A 23,406-nucleotide genomic window follows, 5' to 3' on the forward strand; every position below is an offset into this window, starting at 1 on the left:
TAATAATTGTTTAAAATATAAAGACGAATATAATTAACAAATGTTAAAAAAATAAAAACCGACTCTTAAGAATCGGTTTTTTTGTTACTCAGTTAATGATTTCCTTTTACCAATTAGGCTTTGGTAAAGTATCGTAAACGTGCCATGGGCGTTCGCTTACCCAATGAAAGTCTCGATTAGTTAAATAGAAATTCTTTAGGTCGTAGGTCTTTAACTTCAGCGCGAGCGTATCTTGTTCAAGGACACCTTCCATTTGAAGACCATCTTCAAGTTTTTTATAGCGAACTGTGTATTCTTTACTTAAAGAATCCCTCCCAATAGTAAATGTAACCGTGGATTCAACAGTGTCTATTTTACTATTGAAATATCTACTACGATCGTTCATGAATATTGTCCTTGTGCTACCTGGTGCATCGAATATGACACGCTGCCACCTTTCTTTATCTGTCATAAGAGGAGGGATAGTATCACCATTTTTTACATAGTGTTCTACATCATACAAGCCGTATAGTGCAGATTTCGGCCGTAATTCACCGTATCTGGATCGACCGTCGACCCCTCTCTTTACATTGCTTTGAACAAATTGGAACACTAATAGAACTTGGATGAGCAGTAGAATGTAATTCTTAACAGGTGTTTTGAACATGGGTGGCCATGGTGTAGGGTTAACCGACTTCTGAAAAAGAAGTAGACCAAAAATCGCTTTTCGGTCAATCATGGCTACATAGAGCCCCATAATCATAAGCTGTGCGGAGAATAATTTTACTGGCACATCATAGGAAAGGTTAAGCATGAAAACATTAAACATTACACCGAATGTTACCATTCCTCCTAGGGTACGAGTTCTTCTGAAGAGCAGCAAGGTACCGGCTATTACTTCACTCATACCTGCATAAACAGAATATGTTTTAGAGGCTCCCATGAAAGTCCATAACAGTCCCATGGGCGAAGATTGACCGTAAGTTTTCAATAGTCTATCGATTCTTGGTGGAGACATTTGTAACCAATAAACCTTTATAAAACCATAGAAAAACATATAGTATACCAAGTAAAAGACTACTAGCAAAACGAACCAGCGCCAAACACGATGGTAATTTTTACGGCTTCTATCAATAGCTGACCATATAATGGTACCGATAACCGAAATGCCTAAAACACTTAATTTTTGTACCCAATCGTAGGTTTTATCTCCACTACCGGTAACTGGATTTGAGAAGCCTTCAATTCCTAGAATATTAGATCCTACGAATTGAGTTGTCCACGACCAGAAATCGGCAAAGGCCTGACCTAGCCAGAAACTGTTTAGTAAGTTTAAGGGCGTTGTAAACGGGAATGGTAAAATTAGTAGCGCGAAAAATAGGAACGCAAATCTGAACCCTATTTTTCTAAAAATGCTCCAATCTTCCTGAATGGCGATATTTGTTTCCATAGAAAAAATGATTTACATCGAAATTAATCGAAAATTCACCTCTTTTTAATACCGCTAAAAACATATAAAGTGTCAAAATTCTTTTTTAGGTTTGGCTATATTAAGTGATATGAAAACGAATAAATCTTCGAGAAATCTCCGATATTTTTTTGCTGAGCTGCTCATCTTAATTATCGGAATTACTGTCTCATTTGCTTTAAATGAGTATTGGCAAGGTAAAAGAGAGGAAAAACAGGAAAAATTACTCTTGACAAGCTTTAAAGATGATTTGATCAGGGATAGTACCGTTTTGAGTTTCGGTACCGATTTAATGGAAAGCCAAATAGAAGCCGCTCAGAAAATTATTACCATTAATCCCAATGATGTCCCTTTGGACAGTCTAAACCTCTATGCAGTTACGCTTCTGAGCTACGTTCCATTCAACCCGCAGAACATTACTTATGAAGAAATGAAGAGCCAAGGCAATACATATATTATTCAGAATGACACCTTGTCGAAAGAGATTATTGGGCTTTATGAAAGCTCCTATGCCAATATATCAGAGTGGTCTGATATTGATGGAGATCATGTAAAGAATAAGTTGATTAACTATACAATCAATAATTTTCCGTTTGCGCCGAATCTCAACTTTACGACACTTTCTCTAGCTAAGCAGAAAGCCTTTGTAAAATCTTTTAATAGTGATGAGTTTAAGCACCTGGTGCAATGGGGCTTGATTTATAAAAATGCGACAAAGGCTACGTTTGACAGTGCTTTAGTAAGCGTTCGATCAATTATTCAAGCAATAGATGACACCACGGGTGAGTAATCTACTTGCAGTAGTTTTTTATTAAGGCTAGCGTAAGCTCATCGTTTTTTTCTATTGACTTAGCCTTTTCAAAGTCTGCACAGGCGCCTGAAACACTATGAAATGAGGACTCGACTTTTGCCATTCCACGTCTCGCGAAAGCTTCATAATAATCAGGGTCCTGTTGTATAGCAATATCGAGGTATTCTATGGCAGCATCCCAATTCTCATACATATAGAATACTACACCTTTGTTAAAATTGGCTACGGGTAAATTGGGTTGAATTTTTAAGGCCCTATCAAAATCTTTAATTCCGGATGCGCCTGCACCACCTCTTACCCACGCAACACCTCTGCTGACGAGGAGTTGCACGTCATTCGGTCTTTGGTCCAGCACTCTGCTCAAATCCGTAATGGCATCATTGGCTTGTCCAAGCTTTACAAAGGATCGGCCTCTGAGTGCACTGGCATCTAGGTTTTCTGGGTCAACTTTCAGTAAGATATTAGTATCAAATATGGCGCCTTCATAGTTTTCCATTTCAAAAGAGCATCTGGCTCTGCCAAGGTATGCCTTGCGCGTGTTAAACTTCATTTGAATAAGCTTAGCATAGTCGTCATAAGCAGCTTCGAAGTTTTCGAGTTTTTCATTGGATAAGGCTCTGTTTGATAGCGCATATTTATCGTCAGGCTGAAGTTTAATTACACGATCATAAGCTGCAACAGCAGCCTCGAAGTCTCCGGCTTTCATAAATTCATCCGCTTCCTCTCTTGTGGCTGTCATGCTGCATGAGGATATAATAAGGCAAAGGGCTAGTAGAAGAAATGAATAAGTGCGCATACACAAATAAACTAAATAGTTAGTTTAAAATAGTTGTTTATGCTGAAAAAATTATCCTTTAAGCTGCGGAGGTTTGATTGATCCTAAGAAACTCTAATAACTACCATTGTATTTCCTCATAAACCATTCGGTTGAAATGAGTATAACCAGCAGTAAAAGAAGCCAAGGATTGTGAATGATTGGGTTAAGTCTTTCATTGGAACGAACAAGTGGCTTGGCATTAAGAGACTTTATTTCGTCAATAGCATTATCAGCATCCGCCATGATGTTAAATTCTCCGCCAGAATTGTTGGAGATATTTCTCAATAACTGGAAATCCGCAGTAAGATCGATGTCCTCAAGGGCCAATTTTTGTACAGCAAAAGTTCCGGACGCCACTTCCCGATTGCCACCTAAACTAGTAGATGCACTATAGTTGTATACGCCTGGTGCTAAACCATTAATTTTAAAATTCTCTGCCGGTGAGTTTACATAATTGTACTCTGTGGTCTCGTTATTATCATCTGTTAATTTCAAATCTATGTTGTAGTCATAGACTTTTTCGAAAAGCTCATTGTAAACTTCACTATTGAATTCAACTGATTCGCTTTCAAAATAACTTTCCGCGGTAGTATTAACACGGAAATTTCTTTTGTCATCCTTTGTTGCTAAATACTGAATTAGCTTTCCAAAAAGTTCGTTAAAAAGTGAAGGAGTTTCATGGAGGCCACTTTCTTGAAGTTTCCATTTCCAGATACCACTACCTGAAAGGACTGCGGATTTTCGTTCATCACCGTTGTAAATACTCAGTAGAGGTCTGTTTGTCTGGATGCTCCCAATCTTTTGATAAAGGTAAATGTTCGCGTTGTTCTTTAAAGTGAATTCCCCATAGGGAGCCCTTAGTGGAGGGTAATTTGCTGCGCGACTTAATAGGATGTCATCAATTTCGAAAAGTTCAAAATTAGGGTTCAAGTTAACACCCACAAGATCGGACTGGCCGAAACTCTGGTAGCTGATCACCGGGTTTTTAGTGTTTATAGGGTTAAGAGATCCGGTTCCTGTTATGTACCAGCTATTCGTTTCTTCAAGCCACTTGTTCAGCCAGATAGGCAAATCCGTTATTCCAGGCAGCTTGTGCATTATAATAAGGTCGAAAGGACCTTCTGGAACTTCTTCAGTAATACCACTTAGAAATACCTGAACTTCTGTTCCTTCTTTTTCTTCAATCAAACCTTTTAGAGCTTTCACATCCGGATGTGGTGCAGCTGCGGCAATAAGTATTTTTTGTTTGCTGTCTACGGTTTCAATAAAAGCACGTCGAGAATTATTAATGATAGTGCTCTCGCCAACTTGAGGTACAATATTTACTGTATAGGTCTCTACCCCAAGAACTTCAGTATCTAAAATGAATTCAAAACTATTTACTTGCTGATCACCTTTTAAGTTGACGCTTTCTGAAGAGACTAGCGCGCCATTCTTTCGGACTTCTAAAGTTACATTTTCACCCACAAAACCGTTATTGAATATGTCAACTTGAAGCGGGAATCTGTTGCCCTGATAAACTACCTTATTATAATTCAGTCTTTTAATACTCAAGTCTTGAGCAGGTATAGTGTCACCTACTCCCAAACTGTAAACAGGATAGTTTAATGTTAGAAATTGAGGAGAGCTGCCATAATTATGAATGCCATCGCTAACAAGAAGCGTAGCAACTAAATTTTGTTGCTCGAAATCTTGCCGAACGCTTTTTAGAATTCCATGAAGATTAGTTTTCTGCTGATCGAACTTTATGTCTTCTACATTCTCGTAATACTGTTCTGTACCACGGATCTTTACCGATAAATCTGATTGGCTTAAGCTAGAATAGAGATCAGAAAGTCTAGATTTTACCTCAAGGAAGGCCGTAGAATCATAACCATCTTTTGTAGAGGCCGAGTCATCGATAGCGAGCACTACTATCGGTTTTTCATCGAAAAAATCTATTTGATTTAAAAGAGGGCCAAGTAATAAAAAACAAATCAGCGAGATCAGGATAAACCGGAAAGCAAAAAGGAGTCGATTCGTCTTTTTTGACCAAGGCGTTTTTTTACTGTACAATAGAAACGCCATTCCAGCACCTACTAATAAGCAAATTGGAATTAGCCATGTGGATAATTCAGTTTGTAATGTAAGCTTAGCAATAAGAGTAGAAATGCCGTACAATGCGTAGAGTTGTAATTAAAAACCGGATAATGACATTATAACGCTTTACAACGTAAAGAGGTCATTAACCGATTCAAAAATTATAAATGAATTTTATGAGTGGCATCAAGTTAGCATACCGCCATCAACAACCAATGTTTGGCCAGTCATATACGTAGACATGTCTGAAGCCAAGAAAACGCATGCGTTGGCTACGTCATCAGGAGATCCACCTCTTTTTAAAGGAATGGCATCTCTCCAGCCTTGAACAGTTTTTTCATCTAAGGCATCTGTCATTTCTGTTTCAATAAATCCAGGAGCTACCGCATTGGAACGAATACCTCTTGAGCCAAGCTCTAAGGCAACTGACTTTGTGAAACCGATGATTCCCGCTTTAGAAGCAGCATAGTTAGCTTGACCAGCGTTTCCTTTTAGGCCTACTACCGAAGTGATATTAATGATAGAACCAGCACGCTGTTTCATCATGGTTCTTGTAGCAGCTTTTACCGTATTGAAACAAGATTTCAGGTTCACGTTAATTACGTCATCCCACATTTCTTCAGTCATTCTCATTAAGAGATTGTCTTTAGTAATACCAGCGTTGTTTACAATCACATCCAGTGCGCCAAACTCTGCTACTACATCTGCTATAAGTTGTTCAGCAGCTGCAAACTCTGCAGCATTCGATCTAAAACCTTTGATTTTAGTGCCAAATTGGCCCAATTCTGTTTCTAATGCCTGTCCTCTTTCAACACTTGAAAGATAGGTAAACGCAACATTTGCACCTTGTTGAGCATATGCTGTTGCTATCGCTTTGCCTATGCCTTTTGAGGCACCAGTTACTAAAGCTGTTTTTCCGTCTAAAAGACCCATAAAAATTATTTTGAAGTCAAAAATCTATGATTATGGAAATACTTCTCCACAATCAGGATTCAAATAAAACTAAAAGGATTAACTCCTACAATTCTAGTATTTTTTTGTCTTCGTATTTGGCTTAACTTTGCGGCTCTTCAAAACGAGAAAAAAATAATAGAAATATGGCAACAAAATACGATCTAATAGTCATTGGAAGTGGTCCTGGAGGATATGTAGCAGCGATTAGAGCATCTCAGCTTGGATTAAAAGTAGGAGTGGTAGAGCGCTCAGAATTAGGAGGAATTTGTTTGAACTGGGGGTGTATTCCTACCAAAGCTCTTTTGAAGAGTGCTCAGGTTTTTGAATACGTGCAACATGCTCAGGATTATGGAATTAAAATAGATGGTGCCGCTGTCGATTTTGATGGAATGATTAAAAGAAGTCGTGATGTAGCAGGCGGAATGAGCAAGGGGATTCAATTTCTATTCAAGAAAAATAAAATCGATCATATTGAAGGTTTTGGAAAACTGAAGGCTGGTAAAAAAGTGGAAGTAACTGCTGAAGACGGCTCTAAAGTAGATTATTCTGCTGATCATATTATAGTAGCTACCGGCGGTAGATCAAGAGAATTGCCGAACCTACCAATTGACGGTAAGAAAATAATAGGCTATCGCGAAGCGATGGTAATGGACAAACAACCAGAATCAATGGTTATAGTTGGTTCTGGAGCAATTGGCGTTGAGTTTGCTTATTTCTACAACTCAATCGGTACTAAAGTAACGGTGATTGAATACCAAGATCGTATTGTGCCTGTAGAGGATGTTGACGTTTCTAAGCAATTGGAAAGAACATACAAAAAAGCCAAAATGAAAATCATGACGAACTCTGAAGTTACGTCAGTAGATACAAAAGGCGCCAAATGTAAAGTTCACGTTAAGACTAAGAAAGGCGAAGAAGTTATTGAAGCAGATGTAGTACTTTCTGCAGTAGGCGTGTCTACAAACTTAGAAGGAATTGGTCTTGAAGATGTTGGCGTTGCTACTGATAAAGGCAAAGTATTGGTGGATGATTACTACAAAACCAATATCCCAGGTGTTTACGCCATTGGCGATATCGTTCATGGACCCGCTTTAGCTCACGTGGCATCAGCAGAAGGAATTATCTGTGTTGAGAAAATCCAAGGAATGAGTGTAGAGCCATTGGATTACAACAACATACCTGGTTGTACTTATTGTAGCCCAGAAATTGCTTCTGTAGGCTATACAGAACAAGCTGCTAAGGATGCTGGCTATGAAGTGAAGGTGGGTAAGTTCCCATTCTCTGCATCAGGTAAAGCAAAAGCTGCCGGAGCAAGCGACGGATTTGTGAAAGTAATATTCGATGCTAAATATGGCGAATGGCTCGGTGCTCACATGATTGGAGCCAATGTTACAGAGATGATCGCAGAAGTTGTAGCTGCCAGAAAACTGGAAACAACAGGTCACGAAATAATCAAGACAGTTCACCCGCATCCAACCATGTCGGAAGCAGTAATGGAAGCAGCCGCCGCCGCTTACGATGAAGTGATCCATCTTTAAAAAAGAAAGATTAAAATCGAAGCCCATTCTTATAGCGATAAGGATGGGCTTTTTGTTTTTTGAAGGGTGTAATTGAATTTTTTATCTCGGAATGAGGTGGTGTAAAACGCTTTAAACCAATAAGATATAAGTAGTTTAATGTCTCGCCACTATTTTTCAATAATGGCGAGACTAAGATTAATAACGACACCGTGCTTGACGACTGGCACAGCATCCAATGCGCAACCTAGGGCAAACTAAGCTGCTGATCAATTGCTAACCTCTATACGATCTAAACTCTCAAAATGGATGCGTACAAGGTTAATAATTTTACCTTTTTTAGCTGGGTTGTAATGGACAAGACATAAAATAGGCGTCTTGCTTTTACGACAAGACGCCATTTTTCAACCTAGGGCAAACTAGGTCCTGATCAATTGCTGAAAAGAATACGACGCCAAGTGTCAATTTGGATTTCAGATGATAGCTTTATGTTGCAGATTGATTAAATGTGGAGGCGAATATGATTTAGTAGGTTCGATATTTTTATTAATCTTTGCCAAATGAGGTCAGAACAAATCAACTTGCTCTTTTGGATGGGCTTGGTCCTAACTATAGTCGGTGTAGTAGCCATATTTATTATTGAAGTCGAAATGAGTGAATTCGAGCTTTATATCTCAAAAACTATCTTGTACCTATCTGGTCTTGGAACCTTGTGGTGTGGTTGGAAGAAGATTGATCATAAATTTCCGGGTAAAAACGAAAAAGATGCAAGTTGACATTACAACTCCCGCGCTGCTCTTTCCTGCCATTACGCTTTTGTTATTGGCATTTACCAATCGCTTTGTAGCACTGGCTACACTAGCCAGAGGGCTTAGGCAACGCTATAAAGAAACACCAGGCATGGAAGCGACTGTTCTGGGTCAGATTAAGAACTTAAAAACTCGGTTACTGCTTATCCGCAATATGCAAGCACTTGGAATAGCCAGTTTTTTCTGCTGCGTGCTCAGTATGGTACTTATGTATTTATCTAAACAAGTAATTGCCGATTATGTATTCGGTGCAAGCCTCTTTTTGTTACTTGGTTCCTTGATTCTTTCATTTATTGAGACTCAAATTTCCACTAAAGCACTAACTTTAGAGTTAAGTGATTTAGAGTCTAAAACCTCAGACAAGGTAGAATCCTGAATCGCTTTTAACATTAATTTCATTCTTTATTCAACGTATGGAGCGATTATGTAGTTGAATCTATGCAGTTTTACGACGCTTCTAATCTTTTAAAAACTTCTTAATCTTTTAAAAACATAAAAAATGATCTTCAAAACACATTTATTTTATCAAAAAACTTGTCTAGACAAGTTTTTTGTGTTAGTTTCGAGAAGATTTACCACCAAATATGGATTTCGGTAAGGCTCTCTTTCACCTTAATAATAACTTAGGCTACAACCTATATCGTGCTTACCTGCTTTTTCACAGGGAGTTGATACGGGCGCTCAAAGGGTATCAGATTACTCCAGAGCAGTGGCAGGTATTAATCATTTTATGGAATCATGGCAGCGTTACGCCAACTGAAATAAGTGGTGTAACGCTCCAGGATTTGCCATCCATCTCTAGAATGCTAGTGAGGATGGAAAAGAATGGATGGATACAAAGGGTTGTTAATAAGGAAGATGGACGCTCTTTTCATGTAGTACTGACTGAAAAGGGGAGAAAAAGCAAGAATGAAATGATTATTAAGTTGGATAATCACTTTGCTGGCTACTTACAAGAAGTGCCACGCGTTTTACATGATGAAATAAAACAGGAGCTCCAAAATTTGCGAGCACACTTAGGAGATTACACACCCAAAAAGTGACAGACGGTCCGGTCATTTAGGATGTTTGACATCACAATCTTCATATGTTTAGGTTATTAATGGAGATTACCGATGCGATGGACAGAAGGTCTATCGCATCGGGAATGACTTTAAAGAAATCTCTTGCACTTCCATGATAAGCCCTATACCTTCAAGGCCAAAATCATCATGCCTTCAATTCAATTCCGATTTACACTATTATTGATAACCGCCTTATGTTTTAGCTGTACTGCTAAAAAAACAAAGGATGAAAAAAGCCATGGGGCTTCTAAAGAAAATTTTATCTCCATTCCTAAAGGAGAGGTCAAAGCCTTCTACTCTTGGTCTGAAGATAGAGTCCCTATGGTTAGCGCTCATAGAGGAGGGCCATACCCCGGATTTCCCGAAAATGCCATTGCCACTTTCAATGAAGTTCTAAAATATACATCCGCTGTGGTCGAATGCGATATAGAAATGACTTCTGATTCGGTTCTAGTTATGATGCACGATAATTCACTTGACCGGACAACTAATGGAACTGGCTTAGTTAAAAATGTGACTTGGGAATACATTCAAACCTTAAAACTTGAAGATAATGATGGTGTGTTGACTGATTTTGAAGTTCCTACTTTAAAAGAAGTATTAGCTTGGTCAAAAGGCAAAGCTTTACTGACTTTGGATGTTAAAAGAGGAGTTCCTTTTCAGAAAGTGATTGAAGAAGTAAGAAGTGTTGGTGCTGAAGATTATTCTGCCATTATAACTTATAGCGCAAATGATGCGCAACTTGTTAATGAACTCGCACCTGAGTTAATGATTTCAGTGGGTATCGGAAATATGGATGCCTACAATGCGCATAAAAAATTAGGAATACCAGATAATAATATGATTGCCTTTACCGGTGTATCCGAACCAGACCCTTCATTATATCAGTTCTTACATGAAAAAGGTATTTATACTATTTTAGGGGTATTGGGAAACTTGGATAGAAAAGCCATGTCGAAAGGCGATTCGATTTATGCTGGTTTTGTAAATAGAGGTGCCGATATTCTTGCCACTGATAGGCCCATTGAGGCATCAAAAGTCTTAGAGGATTTAAAGCCCATAAGTAGTTCAAAGTCTAAATATTTCAAATAGTGATTGATTTAAGAAGTGATACATTGACGAAGCCGGGTCCCGGTATGCTGGATGCTATGATGTCCGCTGAGGTAGGTGATGATATGTTTGGGGAAGATCCTACGGTAACCGCTTTGGAAAAACGTGCAGCCGATATGTTTGGGATGGAAGCAGCGCTATACTGCGCTTCGGGTACCATGACCAATCAAATTGGTATTAGACTGCATACTACGCTTCAAGATGAAGTTATCTGTCACAAATATTCGCATATCTACCTTTATGAAAGCGGAGGCTTAATGTCCAATTCTGGAGTTTCAGTGCGACTTCTTGAAGGGGAACACGGTTTGATTAAGGCCGAAGATGTAAAAGCGGCAATTCAACCAGATGATATTCATGCACCCGTTTCACGTGTGGTATCGCTAGAGAATACCATGAACAAGGGCGGAGGAAGTTGCTATGATTTTGAAGAAATCTGGGCAATAAGAGAAACCTGTCATGAGCATGGCCTTGCACTTCACTTAGATGGTGCTCGTTTGTTCAATGCTTTAGTGGCAACTGGTCAGAAACCGAAGGCTTATGGCGAAGTGTTCGATACGATTTCAATTTGTCTGTCGAAAGGACTAGGTGCCCCAGTGGGATCTCTTCTGCTTGGTGGGCATGATGATATTAAACGATCTAAAAGGATACGAAAAGTAATGGGTGGTGCTTGGAGGCAAGCTGGATATATAGCCGCAGCAGGTCATTATGCGCTAGACCACAACATTGAAAGGTTAGTAGATGATCATGAAAGAGCTAAAAATATTGCCTCAGTACTAACCGATTTATCTTATGTTGAGGAAGTATATCCGTGTGAGACTAATATTCTAATTTTTAAACTGACTGATCAGTATACGAATGATGCTTTTTTAAAGAAGCTAGCAGATAATAATATCCACGCCTTTGGTTTTGGTCCACAACTAATTCGTTTTGTGACTCATTTAGACTTCACAGACGATCATATGACTAAATTAATCTCAGTTTTAAAAACACTCTAATATGAAACGGTTTATGCTGTTGGCGCTAGTATTGCTATTCGCAATAAGCTGCCAATCCAATAATAAAGAGGTTGTGGTAAAGAAATCTGAAGATATGGAAATTCTCTTTGTTGGAACCTACACTAAGAAAGAGGGACATGTAGATGGCCAAGGCGAAGGGATCTATATGTATGAAATGAATAAAAAAACAGGTGCATTACGCTATCTAGGTGTGTCTGATCAGATCACAAGCCCTTCTTATCTAGCTGTTCATGAAAATGGTAAATGGGTTTATGCTGTTAATGAATATGACGGTGGCGAAGAAAGTTTTGCTTCAGTAACTGCGCTAGAGTTTTCAGCAGAGGATAATAGCTTAAAGTACTTAAATGAGGTGAGTAGCATGGGGCAATACCCTTGTTACATTACAATTGACAATTCTGGTGGCTTTGTTATGGCGGCCAATTATGTAGGTGGGAGCGTAGTCCTTTATCCCATACAAGAAGACGGACTTTTATTGCCGCATAGTAGTTATAAAAAACATGAAGGAAGTTCTTCGCACCCTAGACAAGATGCGGCACATGCCCATCAAATTTTTCAGCACCCTACAAAGGATTGGGTTGCTGCAGTTGATCTGGGGGCAGACAGAATCTATGAGTATAAGTTAGATACACTATCATTGACATTGGATTATGTAGGTGATTTTCCAAATTCTCCTCGCATGTCAGGCCCTCGGCATATGGCATTGCACCCTACATTGGAAATAGGTTATATGCTAAATGAGCTAATTGGCACCGTTGAGGTTTTCCCTACCAATGATGAAGTTAGATTCAGACGAAGTCTTCAAATGATTTCAACGCAAGTAGAAGGAGATGAGCGAGAACCTGCAAGTGCGGCAATTAAGGTGCATCCTAATGGAAAATTCCTTTATGCTTCAAATAGAGGTGAGATTAATGAGATTGTAGTTTTTGCTATTGATGAAAGCGGCACTCTTTCAGTAGTGGGTAGGCAATCTACATTAGGAGAAATACCAAGGGACTTTGAAATAGATCCTTCAGGTAGATTTCTGCTTGCAGCGAACCAAAATACGAATACCATCGTGACATTCGCGATAGATCAAGAAACAGGAGCGCTAAGTGAAACAGGGTTTGTTGCTGAAGTACCTACTCCCGTTTGTTTGAAGTTTTGGACTGGGAATTAAACTCACTCGTAAGAAGTATGTTTATGCGTTTGAGTACCATTAATAATACCATTAAAAACTCTATCAAGAGAAGGAAACTCAGAAAATCAACAAATCTATCAAGATCAAATTTTTCATGAAAGATGCTTGGAAATTCAATTAGAGAAATCAAAAGGCTGAGTATGATAGCTAGCGATAGCAAAATAGAAAAGGAGATGTTGTGAAATACTTCTTTCAGTAGTTTAATTCTCAAAGGAGAATCGCTGTTTTTTTGGATTAAGCTATATAAGAGGACAAGTAGGTTGAGTAATAGTCCAATTAAAATTGAAGAGACTGTGATAAGTATATTAACTGTACTCTTATCGAGTTGAATCTCAATCACCGATAAGCCTAGTGCAGTTAAGAAGGGAAAAAATAAAAAGGTTATTAGGTCAATGGTACTCGGTCTCTTAGATTCCTCATGTTTTATTGTTTTGTAGTGTTCGATGATGATTCGAAGGATATTGACTTTTCCTTGCCCCTTTAAGAGTTTATTTATAGGTCGAAACTTCATTTTATACTCCTAAAGTCTCATCCAAAAGCCGGTTTGCTGCTGCGTCAATAGATTCAAACGTAGGGTTTCCAGAGGCGTCGAAATTTAATTCGTTATCAATGCTATAATATGGTCTAAACCTCATGTGGTCACTTAGGTCTATTACCCTTTTTTTGTTTCCTAATGTAGACTCTATATGTACCCTTGAATCTTCATCAAATCCCATCTTGCCTAATTCTTGAGCACTAAAGAAAGAGGACTCTTGGTCGTTGAGGAAACGTCTCACTTTCTTATTGGCGGGGATGAATCCACCTCTTTTTGTTAATTTAATTTCAACTTTAATATTATCGGAATCGTATTCTGCCTTTGCATCCTCATCCAAAATACGGTCAGCTAAATCCTCGGGAAGGCCATACTTTGAGATTGAAATACTTCCAAAATTTCCTTCGTCTATATATCTATTAATTAGTTCTTCCGGTATTGCGGCCTGAATATCTAATACAAGGTTGTTATAGCTCTCACGGTAAAAATTACGCATTGAATGTTCAAAAACTCCTTTTATTCCATTGATACCGGTCCTTTGAAGTATGAAAAAACCAATGTCGTAGTTACGTGGTGCACAAATCATGAAGTAATAAGGGCGTTGTTCAGTATCTGTAGTCTTTTTACGATAATTGACTTCTTGATTACGAATATTCTTTAAGTCTGCCGCGTAACCAAAAGAACCATATTCCATAATTCCAGAGATTCTTTCAGCATTAACTTTTATACTTTCATTAATTACTTCAAAGGTTCTTTGAGTGATGTTGTCTACTTTCATGTTAGTCAAAGAATCTGAAAACCTCAGAAAGGTATCGAGAAAGGATAAACTCTCGTCTTGGTCATTATAAAAGCTTCCAAGATTGATGTTTTCCTCACTTCCAAATTCTCTTACTGCGAATGAATAGATTTCTAATTGAATTTTTTCTGACATTTAGGTATGTTTATAGCTCGGTAATAATAGGAATTAAATACTTATTATTATCACCATTTGGGTAAAAGATGAAATATCAGTAACGGCTTTTTTGAAACCTTGTTTTTAACGCTTTAGCTTTATCAATTTACCGCTGGCCACGCTTTTCTTGGCAGCCTCCAAAATCTCCATGACAATAAGATTATTCTCAAGTGCTGATAAGTCGGTAGGTTGGGGGCTAAGCTCGCCTCGAACTACTGCAGCCAATAAACTAAAAGGGTCATTTAAAGGAGCTACTTTTCTAAGCTCTGTCAGGCTTACCTCGTCCTCATTATCTCCAAGCTTATATCGCAAAGTCGACCCATTATCTGCAATGATTTGACCTTCTTCGCCATAAACCTCCATGTCTTTTCTACTAATCGGCCAGTTCCAAGAAGCTTGAATGATCACTTGGGCTTTAGGGTATTTTAAGACAATTGTTGCCTCATCATCTACTTTTGGATAAAGCTCAGGTTTATTGGTTTGGGCTATGGCGAAGACAGATATTGGCCTTTCACCTTTCATAAGCCAAGTGGCCAAATTGGCACCATAACAACCGAAATCAGTTAATGCTCCTCCACCGTTCAAAACGGGATCGGTTAGCCAGTCAAGGAACTCTTTGTTAACACCAATTTCTTTAGGTCCTCGATGCCCATCGTGAACCACAATTTTTCTGATTTCGCCAATCATATTGTCCTGGTGTACCATTTCGTAGGCCTTGAAATTGCTTCCATACCATGTGGTTTCGTAATTGGTCAATAGATGAATGCCGTGCTTTTCTGCCAATCGTTGCATTTTTTGAGCGTGCTTTAGGCTTACGGCCAATGGCTTTTCAACCATAACGTGGATGCCTTTCGGTGCGAAGAACTCTACCACTGCCAAATGGTCGTAGATGGTGCCAAATGCGGTCACAGCTTCAGGTGTTTTATTCGCCATTAAGGCTTCCATAGAATCAAAGACTATATTCATGGAATAACCGTGCTGTTTGGCATATCGACTGGCCAAATCTTTATTAGGTTCTACGATTCCTACTATTTCTATATCACCAATCGCTTCTCTACCTAAAACCCAATGAACATGGGTATGTGTCAATCCTATTACCGCAACTTGCACCGGAACTGGCTTAGTTTGGCTGTTTGTGATTCCGATTGAAAGCATTGCGACGATAAATAAGATTAGTTTTTTCATAATCGAAGTTTCATCCTGATCTAGACGCCTCTTAGATAGAGTTTTATGATGCTTTGATGGTGATCCGCATGATAAATAGTGAAATACATCATTTCTCTCACCGTCACTTTTCCTAGAAGCGGGTGTGGAAAAACATATTTATCCATGTCTTTCCCCGACCAACTATCAAGCTTTTTGATAATCTTCTGAATAATCTCACGCTGCGTATTTACTAGTTTGGCAACATCCGAAAAGTTTACCCTACTTGGAGCATAGGCAGAAGGTGCCGGTTTAGTATTGTTAGCGAGTTGCTCTTGGTAGCGTTCCACTAGTTCTGGATAGCTTTTGCTTGGTCGGTTTGCTTTACCAAATTGCATTCCTATCATCATTTTAGGTATGCTAAGGCCATTTAGAATAGGTTTGGTGCTTTTAATCAAATGCTCAGCTTGTTGGCCCGCATTCCACTTACCGGGAGGTGCATAATCAAATTCATCTTCTGATAAGTCGCTTAAGAATTCTCCAAATTGCTTATAAGTCTCTTCAAGTTTGGCTCTTATTTCTACCCGGTTCATAGGTGAAAATTAGAGTATATGCGGTTACATCCCAAGAAATAATTTTCAAAATTAAAGCTCAGAACATAGGGGCTCATTTGTGTGTCAAAGCACTAAAAGCTCATGATTTCTCTGAATTTGATACTTTGCCTTCTTGAAACTTCAATTTCCTCGCCTCCTTTTAAGTAAACTTTCAATGTTCCACTAAACCAAGGTTCAATGCGTTCGACGAATTTCAGGTTTATGATTTGTTGGCGATTGGCTCTGAAAAAGGCTTCAGGGTCTAGCCGTGACTCCATGTAGTTCAATGACCTTGGAATCATGGGTTTTTGTTCCTTAAAATAGATGCGTGTATAACTTCCTAAGATTTCGAATACACTGATATCGGCTAAGGTAACAAACCAGCACTGCTCACCATCTTTTACAAATACTTGATTATGAAGTCCGAGCTGTTGACTTTTTGTACTCTCATTAAGCCGAACCTTTAGTTTTTGGGCTGCTCTTTCTAAGGCGAGGGCTAGGCGATCTTCTTTGATGGGCTTCTGAAGATAATCCAATGCATTGTGATCGAATGCTTTCATAGCATATTCGTCATATGCTGTAATAAAGATCACCTCTGGAACTTCCTCAAGTACCTCTAAAAGTTCAAAACCATCTTTATCAGGCATTTGAATATCTAGAAAAACGAGCGCTGGTTTTTTCTCTGCAATCAAAAGTTCAGCTTCTTCTGCGTTTTCAGCCTCACCAATTATTTGCACATCATTGAATGATTTTAATAGGTGTTTTAATTCCTGACGGGCCAGTTTAGAATCGTCTACAATAATGGCTTTCATGAAATCGGTATTTTAAGTGATGCAGTCACAGTATCGGTAGAGGAGTTTTCGAGTTGAAACTCTGCGTATTCTCCAAAAAGAATTTTCATTCTCTCAACAAGGTTTTTAATACCAATGCCTTCCCTTTTTTTCTTGTTGCCGAGCTGGCCAGTGTTTGTCACTTTAATGGTAAGCCATTGCTCCACTCTGCTTGATTCAACCCGAATAAAGCCACCTTTTTTCTGAATGGAAAGCCCGTGTTTGATGGCATTCTCTACCAGTAATTGAATGGCCATAGGTGGTATTTTCAGTGATTTTGTATTGTCATCAATATTAAAAACGTAGGCTAGCCGATCGTTGAACTGAATAGATTCCAATTGTAAATAGTCTCTTACAATTTCCATTTCTTCTTCAAGCGTTACTTTTTCAGAAGCGTTGAATTGAATGGAATAGCGTAATAAATCTGAAATATGAGTGACCATACTTCTTGCTCTATCCTGGTCCGTAAGAATTAATGAGCGAATATTATTTAGCGCATTAAACAAGAAGTGAGGATTGATCTGATTTTTTAAAATCATCAGTTCAGCTTCTTGAAGTGCTGATTTGAGCTCAAGCTTTTCAATTTCTCCTTTTCTTCCTTTTTGAATGGATTTGATGAGAATATAAATGGTAGACCAAAGGATGAGTACTGCAAACACACTAATGACATAACCAATAAAATTCACGAAGCTGAATTCGGTTAATCCTTCGATGGGTAAAAGCTGATAAATTAATAAGTGAATAATGGCTTGGGCAGCTATCGCCACGACCAATATGCTAGCCAAAACGCGTAAGGTTAGTGGCAGTAACTTGAGAGAAAGCCAGTTTTTCTTTTTAATGAAGAGTCTGAAAAAATGAGACCCTGTTAATAGCGTGATAAAAATGGTCAGTTGAATTAAAACGGCGGAGGTTGTTAGGCTTTCGGGACCACCAAAAACCACAAACATCGATAGGGAAAATACAGTGTATACTACCCAACCGATGGTTTGACAAAGCCAGTATATGATTTGCTTATTCATTAGCGTAAGAATGGTGGATAATTTAACATTAATCATCCACCATTCTGGAGTTTTATCTTAAAGGAATTTTTTCAACCAGCCGTAGAAGAATTCAGGATCGTCCCACATTATAAAGTGGTTGCCAATATCTGTCATGTCAACTGTCACGTTCGGATGCTTTTCATATTGGCCTTCGTAAATGGCTAAAGTGCTTTCCCTGGTACTACCAAAAGGTTTGTAGGCTACCCAAGCGCCTAAAACGAGGGTTGGCACTTTAATTTTCACCAATTCTTCTCTTATGTCTGTAGTATACATTTCGTACATCGACTGGGCTACGGTTGGGCTATCGCTGTCGGCACCCCATCCGGCGGCAATTTCGATCTTCTTTTCGTCTAAGATCATGCTCTGAAGCATCTGTTTTTGATAAGCTACCTTACTAGCTCTCGGTTGAGTTCCACTCGCAATCACCATGGCCTTCATTTGCTGAGCCATTTGCTTGGCCTGTTCTGGATTTTGTGCCTGCGGCATTTGAATGCTCGTTAAATAAGGGAGAGAGTCTACTATGACTAACTTTAAAGGAAGATCGGGTCTTTTAATGGCAATGTTTAGTGCCATAAATCCACCGAGGCTATGCCCCATAATAATCGGTTTATCTATGTTGTTTTCATCGATGTAGTCCAAAACCATGGCTTCAACTTGCTTAAAGAACCCTGCCTCTACATCGGCTAACGGAGCATTTCCGGCAAAACCAGGTAGCGTCATTACATGGTACTGGTAGCCTGATCCCATTTCAGCAATAGTTTCATCCCAAACAGATCCATCGCAAGTCAAGCCTGGAATCATAATGACTGCCTGACCTTGGCCAATCACTTTAGTTTTAATAGTCCCATTTACTGGATTGGCCTTTGCACTTGGAGCGACTAGCGCAAAGAATGTAAAGACCAGGATTATAGAGCGTGTTATGTTGTTGCTTTTCTTTTTCATGAGTTTTTGAATTTTGTTTAGTCAAACTTACGCTGCCTGTAGCCTAGAAATGAGTGTTTTTAAGGGAGCGGAAGAATTTCCTCGGGAGTGGAAACCTGTCAATAGCCCTCAGGTATGAAAAAGGATTAGCTCATAATTGATTTCCTAAACAAATATTTACTTAATTATTTTATATCCTAAACAAATGTTTTGTATACTTGCGTTAAGGTAATTAAAATCTATCATCATGAATCAGACATTGGGAGCACTTGAAGAGTTGATTCTCTTACTTGTTTTAAGAGAGCGAGAATCTTATGGCGCAGAGTTGGTTAAGCTTTACGAAGGTCATACTAATAAAACAATCACCTTACCCGCTGTAGTAATGGTGCTAAAGCGTCTGGAAAAAAAGAAGATGCTCAAATCATACACAGGAGAGCCTTCAGCCCAGCGGGGCGGTCGAAGGAAAGTAATGTATGAGGCTACTCAACTGGGTTATTATAGTGCAGAAGAGGCAGTAAAAACTAAAACCCAGATTTGGGATATGGTTCCTAAAATGTCTTAATGCCATCAAACGATCCTATAGCACCTTCGAAATTTGCAGAATGGTTGGTAAAACTTTTTTGTAGGAAAAGTTATGCCGAAGAAGTGCTAGGAGATATTCATGAAGTCTATTGCTGGAGGGTAGAAGAGAAGGGGAAGTCAATAGCGACTTTCTTCTATTTTTTGGATGCCTTTTCGGCGCTCCGACTCATGCGAATTCAAAATAAAACAACGGTCAAACTTAATTTTTTAGCTATGATTTCATTAAAGGTCACGCTTCGCTCGTTTAAGCGAAACAAATTTCAAACAGCTACCAACCTATTTGGCTTGGCCTGTGGGTTTATGGTGTTTCTCGCCATTTTTCAATATGTGTCTTTTGAAAAGAACTACGACAATTTTAATCAGTACCAAGCTGATTTATTCAGGGTAAATAGTACGCTCTTAAAGGATACCACTATGGTTTTTGAAACTGCCGAGAGTGTTCCGCCAGTCGGTCGAAGCGCCTACGAGCGTTTTCCTCAGGTAGTAGACTATTTTAAGCTTTATAATGCAGGACGCGCTAATAATTGCGTGATCAGCTTAGATGAAAGTGGTAGAAATTCTTTTAATGAGGATAAGGTTATGCATGCCACGCAAAATGCACCTAAACTACTCGATTTGAAACTGATTGAGGGCAATGCTCCATATGTTTTGGATCAGCCAAATGAAGTCATCATTTCTAAATCTCTCCAACGTAAATATTTCCAAGGTGCTTCTGCTATGGGTAAAACCATTGTTTATGACGATGATGATGGCGACGGAAACCATGAAATATTGACAGTTTCAGGGGTATTCGAAGATTATCCGGGAGACTCTCATTTAGCATTTGATATGCTAATCTCGTTCAAAACACTTTATACCCGCGAGGTAAGAAGAGATCAGTCCGCTAAGTTTCGATATGAGGAAGACTGGGGTGGCAATAATGATTTCCTCACTTATTTGAAACTATCTCCAGGGGCTGATCAGGCTTCAATTACAAAAATGTTGGAGACCAATATAAATGAACTGGTAACCTACCCAGGTTATGCTTTTAGCATTGAATTGAAGCCAATTAATGAGATTCATACTTCACCAACTATTAGGGAAGAAGTGAAAGCAGGTGCGGAATTAGAAAAACTAAATATCTTACTGATCTTAGGTGTATTTGTGTTGGTACTCGCTTGGGTCAACTTTATCAACCTAACAACAGCAACAGCTTTAGGAAGAGCCAAAGAAACTGGTATGAGAAAAGTGCTTGGTGGAACCCGTAAGCAACTTGTTTGGCAATTTCTTTTTGAGTCCGTTTTTATTGGCTTTTTAGCTTTCCTTCTAGGTTTAGTATTCTTCAATATAGCTTTTCCATACTTCAATGATTTCTTACCTGTCTCTGAAAAATGGCATTTGTTTAAAACCCCATCTACAGTTTTAATAGTTGGCAGCATTGTTTTGGTATCTGGGTTACTCGCAGGAGTGTATCCAGCGCTTGTTTTGTCAGGGTTTAAACCTGTAACGGTATTGAAAGGCGTATTCAAAACTTCGGGCAATGGACTTATGGTAAGAAAAGGACTCGTAATACTTCAAGCGGGTATTTCAGTTTTCCTAATTACTGGTTTACTGACGATCGTAAAACAGGTAAACTATATGATCAATAATGATTTGGGTATGGAACCTGAACAAGTTTTGGTGATCGCCGAACCGGGAAACCTGAACATGATGCCTGATGACGACAGGGACTATAAATCGCTTTTCAAATCGCTGTTGTCAGAAAAGTCAACCGTTAGGAATTATGCTGTTACTGATGCTTTGCCGGGAAGCGTGCTTAGAAAAAGTAAGGATATCAATCTTACCGAAGTTGAGGAAAATGAGGTGGAGGCAAAGGCTATATATGTTGAGTACGATTACTTCAGTTTGTTAGAAATACCATTTGTGGCAGGACGTGACTTTAGAAATACTGTGACAGATGAAAAATCTGTGATTCTTAATGAATCGGCAGTAGCAGCTTTAGGGCTTTCGAGTGCTGATGAAGCGCTAAACCAGCGACTTTACGACGGGAATGAATGGGTAAATATCATTGGCGTGATTTCCGATTACCACCACACTAATTTGAAAAACGCAGTGGTACCAATGATTGTGAGTACGAGAAGCAGAGGCTTAGATTTCCATATGATTAAGCTATCTGGTGGAGAACTTAGAAAGAATCTTGCTGAAATTGAGATTGTTTTTAACCAAGTTTTCCCAGGAAACCCTTTCGATTACTTCTTTCTGGATGCCCACTTTGTGGAAAACTATGAGCAGGAGCAACGGTTTGGAAGATCGTTTGGCTTTTTTGCTATCATCGCCATTCTAATTGCTAGCATAGGCTTATATAGTCTTTCTTCTTTTATCACAGTGTCTAGAAGTAAGGAAATAGGCATACGTAAAGTGCTTGGGGCAAAGGCATCGAGTATTGTGAATCATTTAAATAAAGACTTCCTCATTCTTGTACTGATAGCCTCTATTGTAGCTACTCCTTTATCGCTTTGGGCGGTAGAAAATTGGCTTACATCCTTTCCATATAGAATATCGGTAGGAATGCTATTGATTTTAGGGCCTAGTTTAGCCATTCTTTTCATTAGTATAGCTAGTGTTAGTATCAAAACAATTGCCGCTTCAAAAGTAAATCCTATCAGACTTTTACAACGAGAATAAATTTTTAGCGGCAGTGCGATGAATTCTTCTTCATCGCTCTTCATTTATACGTCAACATTCCTAATTTCATGGAATGGACTTTTCCTCAAAACCTCTGGCAGAACGTATCCGCCCACAATCGCTCGATGACTTAATAGGTCAAGAACATTTGGTGGGTAAAAATGGTGTGCTTCGCCGCGCCATAGAGTCAGGAAGTATTCCGTCGATGATTCTTTGGGGGCCTCCTGGAGTGGGAAAAACTACCATTGCTAACATTATTGCCAACGCTGTAAAAGCCCCGTTTTTCACATTAAGTGCTATTAGTTCTGGTGTAAAGGAAATACGTGAGGTTATACAGAGGGCAAAATTTCAGTCTAATACCATTCTTTTTATTGACGAGATTCATCGGTTTAATAAAGGTCAGCAGGATGCTCTGCTTGGTGCTGTAGAAAAAGGAGATATTACTTTAATTGGGGCTACTACCGAGAATCCATCCTTTGAAGTGAATTCAGCCCTTTTATCGAGATCGCAGGTTTATACTTTAAAAAACCTATCGAAAGAAGACCTTACCCGCTTGGTAGAGTTGGCTTTAGAAAAAGACGATATCCTTAAAAAGAAAAAAGTAACCTTAAAAGAAACTCAAGCCCTCTTCAATATTTCAGGAGGTGATGCTCGGAAGTTACTCAACCTATTGGATTTAGTTGTTGAGAATATAGGTGGAGGAGAAGTCACGATTACCGATGATCAGGTCGTAAATATTGCGCAGCAACGCGTGGCTACTTATGATAAATCCGGTGATCAGCATTACGATATAATCTCTGCATTTATAAAGTCCATACGGGGTAGCGATCCCAATGCGGCAGTCTATTATTTGGCGAGAATGATTGAAGGCGGTGAAGATGTAAAATTCATTGCACGCCGATTGGTGATTCTGGCTTCTGAAGATATTGGTAATGCTAACCCAACTGCATTAGTGATTGCGACCAACGCTTTTCAAGCCGTTAATATGATTGGCTACCCTGAAGGAAGAATTATTCTTTCTCAAGCCGTTACTTATTTAGCATCCTCACCTAAGAGTAATGCAGCATATATGGCGATTAACCATGCGCAAAACTTAGTAAAGAAAACGGGTGATTTGCCAGTGCCCTTACCCATAAGAAATGCACCAACGAAATTGATGAAAGAAGAGGGGTATGGGAAAGGTTATAAATATTCGCATGACTTTCCTGGAAACTTTGTCAGCCAAGAATTTTTACCAAATGAGATTAAAGGAACTACCCTTTACGACCCTGGGAAAAATGCACGAGAAGAAGAAATGCGCAAACGCTTAAAAGCGATGTGGAAAGGGAAGTATGGCTACTAGGTTTTA

General features: G+C 39.0%; 21 protein-coding genes. 11 read left to right on the forward strand and 10 right to left on the reverse strand.

What is annotated here, in order from left to right; translation table 11 throughout:
- Nucleotides 1-106: 106 nt before the first annotated feature.
- Nucleotides 107-1,429, reverse strand: coding sequence for a hypothetical protein (locus tag JXQ92_RS13465; RefSeq protein WP_421987144.1), 1,323 nt, complete (start codon nucleotides 1,427-1,429; stop codon nucleotides 107-109).
- A gap of 109 nt (nucleotides 1,430-1,538) precedes the next feature.
- Here JXQ92_RS13465 and JXQ92_RS13470 point away from each other — a divergent pair, with 109 nt between their 5' ends.
- Nucleotides 1,539-2,237 (forward strand): hypothetical protein, encoded by a 699-nt coding sequence (locus JXQ92_RS13470; protein WP_421987145.1) that lies wholly within the window; start codon nucleotides 1,539-1,541, stop codon nucleotides 2,235-2,237.
- A gap of 1 nt (nucleotide 2,238) precedes the next feature.
- Here the strand turns inward: JXQ92_RS13470 and JXQ92_RS13475 are convergent, their stop codons facing one another.
- From JXQ92_RS13475 to fabG, 3 genes are all read right to left on the reverse strand, one after another.
- On the reverse strand, nucleotides 2,239-2,997 hold the full coding sequence (locus JXQ92_RS13475) for a tetratricopeptide repeat protein (protein ID WP_421987146.1): 759 nt from the start codon (nucleotides 2,995-2,997) through the stop codon (nucleotides 2,239-2,241).
- 150 nt (nucleotides 2,998-3,147) lie between these two features.
- On the reverse strand, nucleotides 3,148-5,142 hold the full coding sequence (locus JXQ92_RS13480; RefSeq protein WP_421987147.1) for a hypothetical protein: 1,995 nt from the start codon (nucleotides 5,140-5,142) through the stop codon (nucleotides 3,148-3,150).
- A 198-nt stretch (nucleotides 5,143-5,340) separates the two neighbouring features.
- Nucleotides 5,341-6,087, reverse strand: a complete 747-nt coding sequence (fabG, locus tag JXQ92_RS13485) for a 3-oxoacyl-[acyl-carrier-protein] reductase (RefSeq protein WP_421987148.1) — start codon at nucleotides 6,085-6,087, stop codon at nucleotides 5,341-5,343.
- Nucleotides 6,088-6,251: 164 nt separating this feature from the next.
- Between fabG and lpdA the strand changes: the two genes are divergently transcribed.
- The 7 genes from lpdA to JXQ92_RS13520 all read left to right on the forward strand — a co-directional run bounded on the left by lpdA (nucleotide 6,252) and on the right by JXQ92_RS13520 (nucleotide 12,780).
- The gene (gene lpdA / locus JXQ92_RS13490) at nucleotides 6,252-7,646 is read left to right on the forward strand and encodes a dihydrolipoyl dehydrogenase (RefSeq protein WP_421987149.1); all 1,395 of its coding nucleotides are present in this window, start codon (nucleotides 6,252-6,254) and stop codon (nucleotides 7,644-7,646) included.
- Nucleotides 7,647-8,185: 539 nt separating this feature from the next.
- Nucleotides 8,186-8,401: a hypothetical protein gene (locus JXQ92_RS13495; protein ID WP_421987150.1), complete on the forward strand. Its 216-nt coding sequence runs from the start codon at nucleotides 8,186-8,188 to the stop codon at nucleotides 8,399-8,401.
- Entirely contained in the window at nucleotides 8,391-8,810 is a 420-nt protein-coding gene (locus JXQ92_RS13500; protein ID WP_421987151.1) for a DUF2721 domain-containing protein, read from the forward strand. Before JXQ92_RS13495 ends, JXQ92_RS13500 begins: the two co-directional genes overlap by 11 nt.
- Before the next feature lie 208 nt (nucleotides 8,811-9,018).
- Nucleotides 9,019-9,477 (forward strand): MarR family winged helix-turn-helix transcriptional regulator, encoded by a 459-nt coding sequence (locus tag JXQ92_RS13505; RefSeq protein WP_421987152.1) that lies wholly within the window; start codon nucleotides 9,019-9,021, stop codon nucleotides 9,475-9,477.
- 168 nt (nucleotides 9,478-9,645) lie between these two features.
- The gene (locus JXQ92_RS13510) at nucleotides 9,646-10,590 is read left to right on the forward strand and encodes a glycerophosphodiester phosphodiesterase family protein (protein ID WP_421987153.1); all 945 of its coding nucleotides are present in this window, start codon (nucleotides 9,646-9,648) and stop codon (nucleotides 10,588-10,590) included.
- On the forward strand, nucleotides 10,587-11,603 hold the full coding sequence (locus tag JXQ92_RS13515) for a threonine aldolase family protein (RefSeq protein ID WP_421987375.1): 1,017 nt from the start codon (nucleotides 10,587-10,589) through the stop codon (nucleotides 11,601-11,603). Before JXQ92_RS13510 ends, JXQ92_RS13515 begins: the two co-directional genes overlap by 4 nt.
- A gap of 1 nt (nucleotide 11,604) precedes the next feature.
- Nucleotides 11,605-12,780 (forward strand): lactonase family protein, encoded by a 1,176-nt coding sequence (locus JXQ92_RS13520; protein ID WP_421987154.1) that lies wholly within the window; start codon nucleotides 11,605-11,607, stop codon nucleotides 12,778-12,780.
- A 533-nt stretch (nucleotides 12,781-13,313) separates the two neighbouring features.
- Here JXQ92_RS13520 and JXQ92_RS13525 read toward each other — a convergent pair.
- The 6 genes from JXQ92_RS13525 to JXQ92_RS13550 form a co-directional block, all read right to left on the reverse strand.
- Nucleotides 13,314-14,264 (reverse strand): hypothetical protein, encoded by a 951-nt coding sequence (locus tag JXQ92_RS13525; RefSeq protein WP_421987155.1) that lies wholly within the window; start codon nucleotides 14,262-14,264, stop codon nucleotides 13,314-13,316.
- Nucleotides 14,265-14,369: 105 nt separating this feature from the next.
- On the reverse strand, nucleotides 14,370-15,470 hold the full coding sequence (locus JXQ92_RS13530) for a Gfo/Idh/MocA family protein (RefSeq protein ID WP_421987156.1): 1,101 nt from the start codon (nucleotides 15,468-15,470) through the stop codon (nucleotides 14,370-14,372).
- Nucleotides 15,471-15,490: 20 nt separating this feature from the next.
- Nucleotides 15,491-16,021 carry a DinB family protein gene (locus JXQ92_RS13535; RefSeq protein WP_421987157.1) on the reverse strand — a complete coding sequence of 177 codons (531 nt, stop codon included), beginning with the start codon at nucleotides 16,019-16,021 and terminating at the stop codon, nucleotides 15,491-15,493.
- A 92-nt stretch (nucleotides 16,022-16,113) separates the two neighbouring features.
- Nucleotides 16,114-16,833 carry a LytR/AlgR family response regulator transcription factor gene (locus JXQ92_RS13540; protein WP_421987158.1) on the reverse strand — a complete coding sequence of 240 codons (720 nt, stop codon included), beginning with the start codon at nucleotides 16,831-16,833 and terminating at the stop codon, nucleotides 16,114-16,116.
- The gene (locus JXQ92_RS13545; RefSeq protein ID WP_421987159.1) at nucleotides 16,830-17,906 is read right to left on the reverse strand and encodes a sensor histidine kinase; all 1,077 of its coding nucleotides are present in this window, start codon (nucleotides 17,904-17,906) and stop codon (nucleotides 16,830-16,832) included. Before JXQ92_RS13545 ends, JXQ92_RS13540 begins: the two co-directional genes overlap by 4 nt.
- A gap of 21 nt (nucleotides 17,907-17,927) precedes the next feature.
- Nucleotides 17,928-18,833: an alpha/beta fold hydrolase gene (locus JXQ92_RS13550; RefSeq protein ID WP_421987160.1), complete on the reverse strand. Its 906-nt coding sequence runs from the start codon at nucleotides 18,831-18,833 to the stop codon at nucleotides 17,928-17,930.
- A gap of 226 nt (nucleotides 18,834-19,059) precedes the next feature.
- Between JXQ92_RS13550 and JXQ92_RS13555 the strand changes: the two genes are divergently transcribed.
- From JXQ92_RS13555 to JXQ92_RS13565, 3 genes are all read left to right on the forward strand, one after another.
- A complete protein-coding gene (locus JXQ92_RS13555) occupies nucleotides 19,060-19,374 on the forward strand; it encodes a helix-turn-helix transcriptional regulator (protein ID WP_421987161.1) in 315 nt (104 codons plus the stop codon).
- On the forward strand, nucleotides 19,374-22,058 hold the full coding sequence (locus tag JXQ92_RS13560) for an ABC transporter permease (protein ID WP_421987162.1): 2,685 nt from the start codon (nucleotides 19,374-19,376) through the stop codon (nucleotides 22,056-22,058). The genes JXQ92_RS13555 and JXQ92_RS13560 overlap by 1 nt, the downstream gene beginning before the upstream one ends.
- A gap of 73 nt (nucleotides 22,059-22,131) precedes the next feature.
- Nucleotides 22,132-23,400 carry a replication-associated recombination protein A gene (locus JXQ92_RS13565; protein WP_421987163.1) on the forward strand — a complete coding sequence of 423 codons (1,269 nt, stop codon included), beginning with the start codon at nucleotides 22,132-22,134 and terminating at the stop codon, nucleotides 23,398-23,400.
- Nucleotides 23,401-23,406: the final 6 nt, after the last annotated feature.

Origin of the sequence: Roseivirga sp., assembly GCF_049099775.1 — a bacterium.
Taxonomy (GTDB): Bacteria; Bacteroidota; Bacteroidia; order Cytophagales; family Cyclobacteriaceae; genus Roseivirga.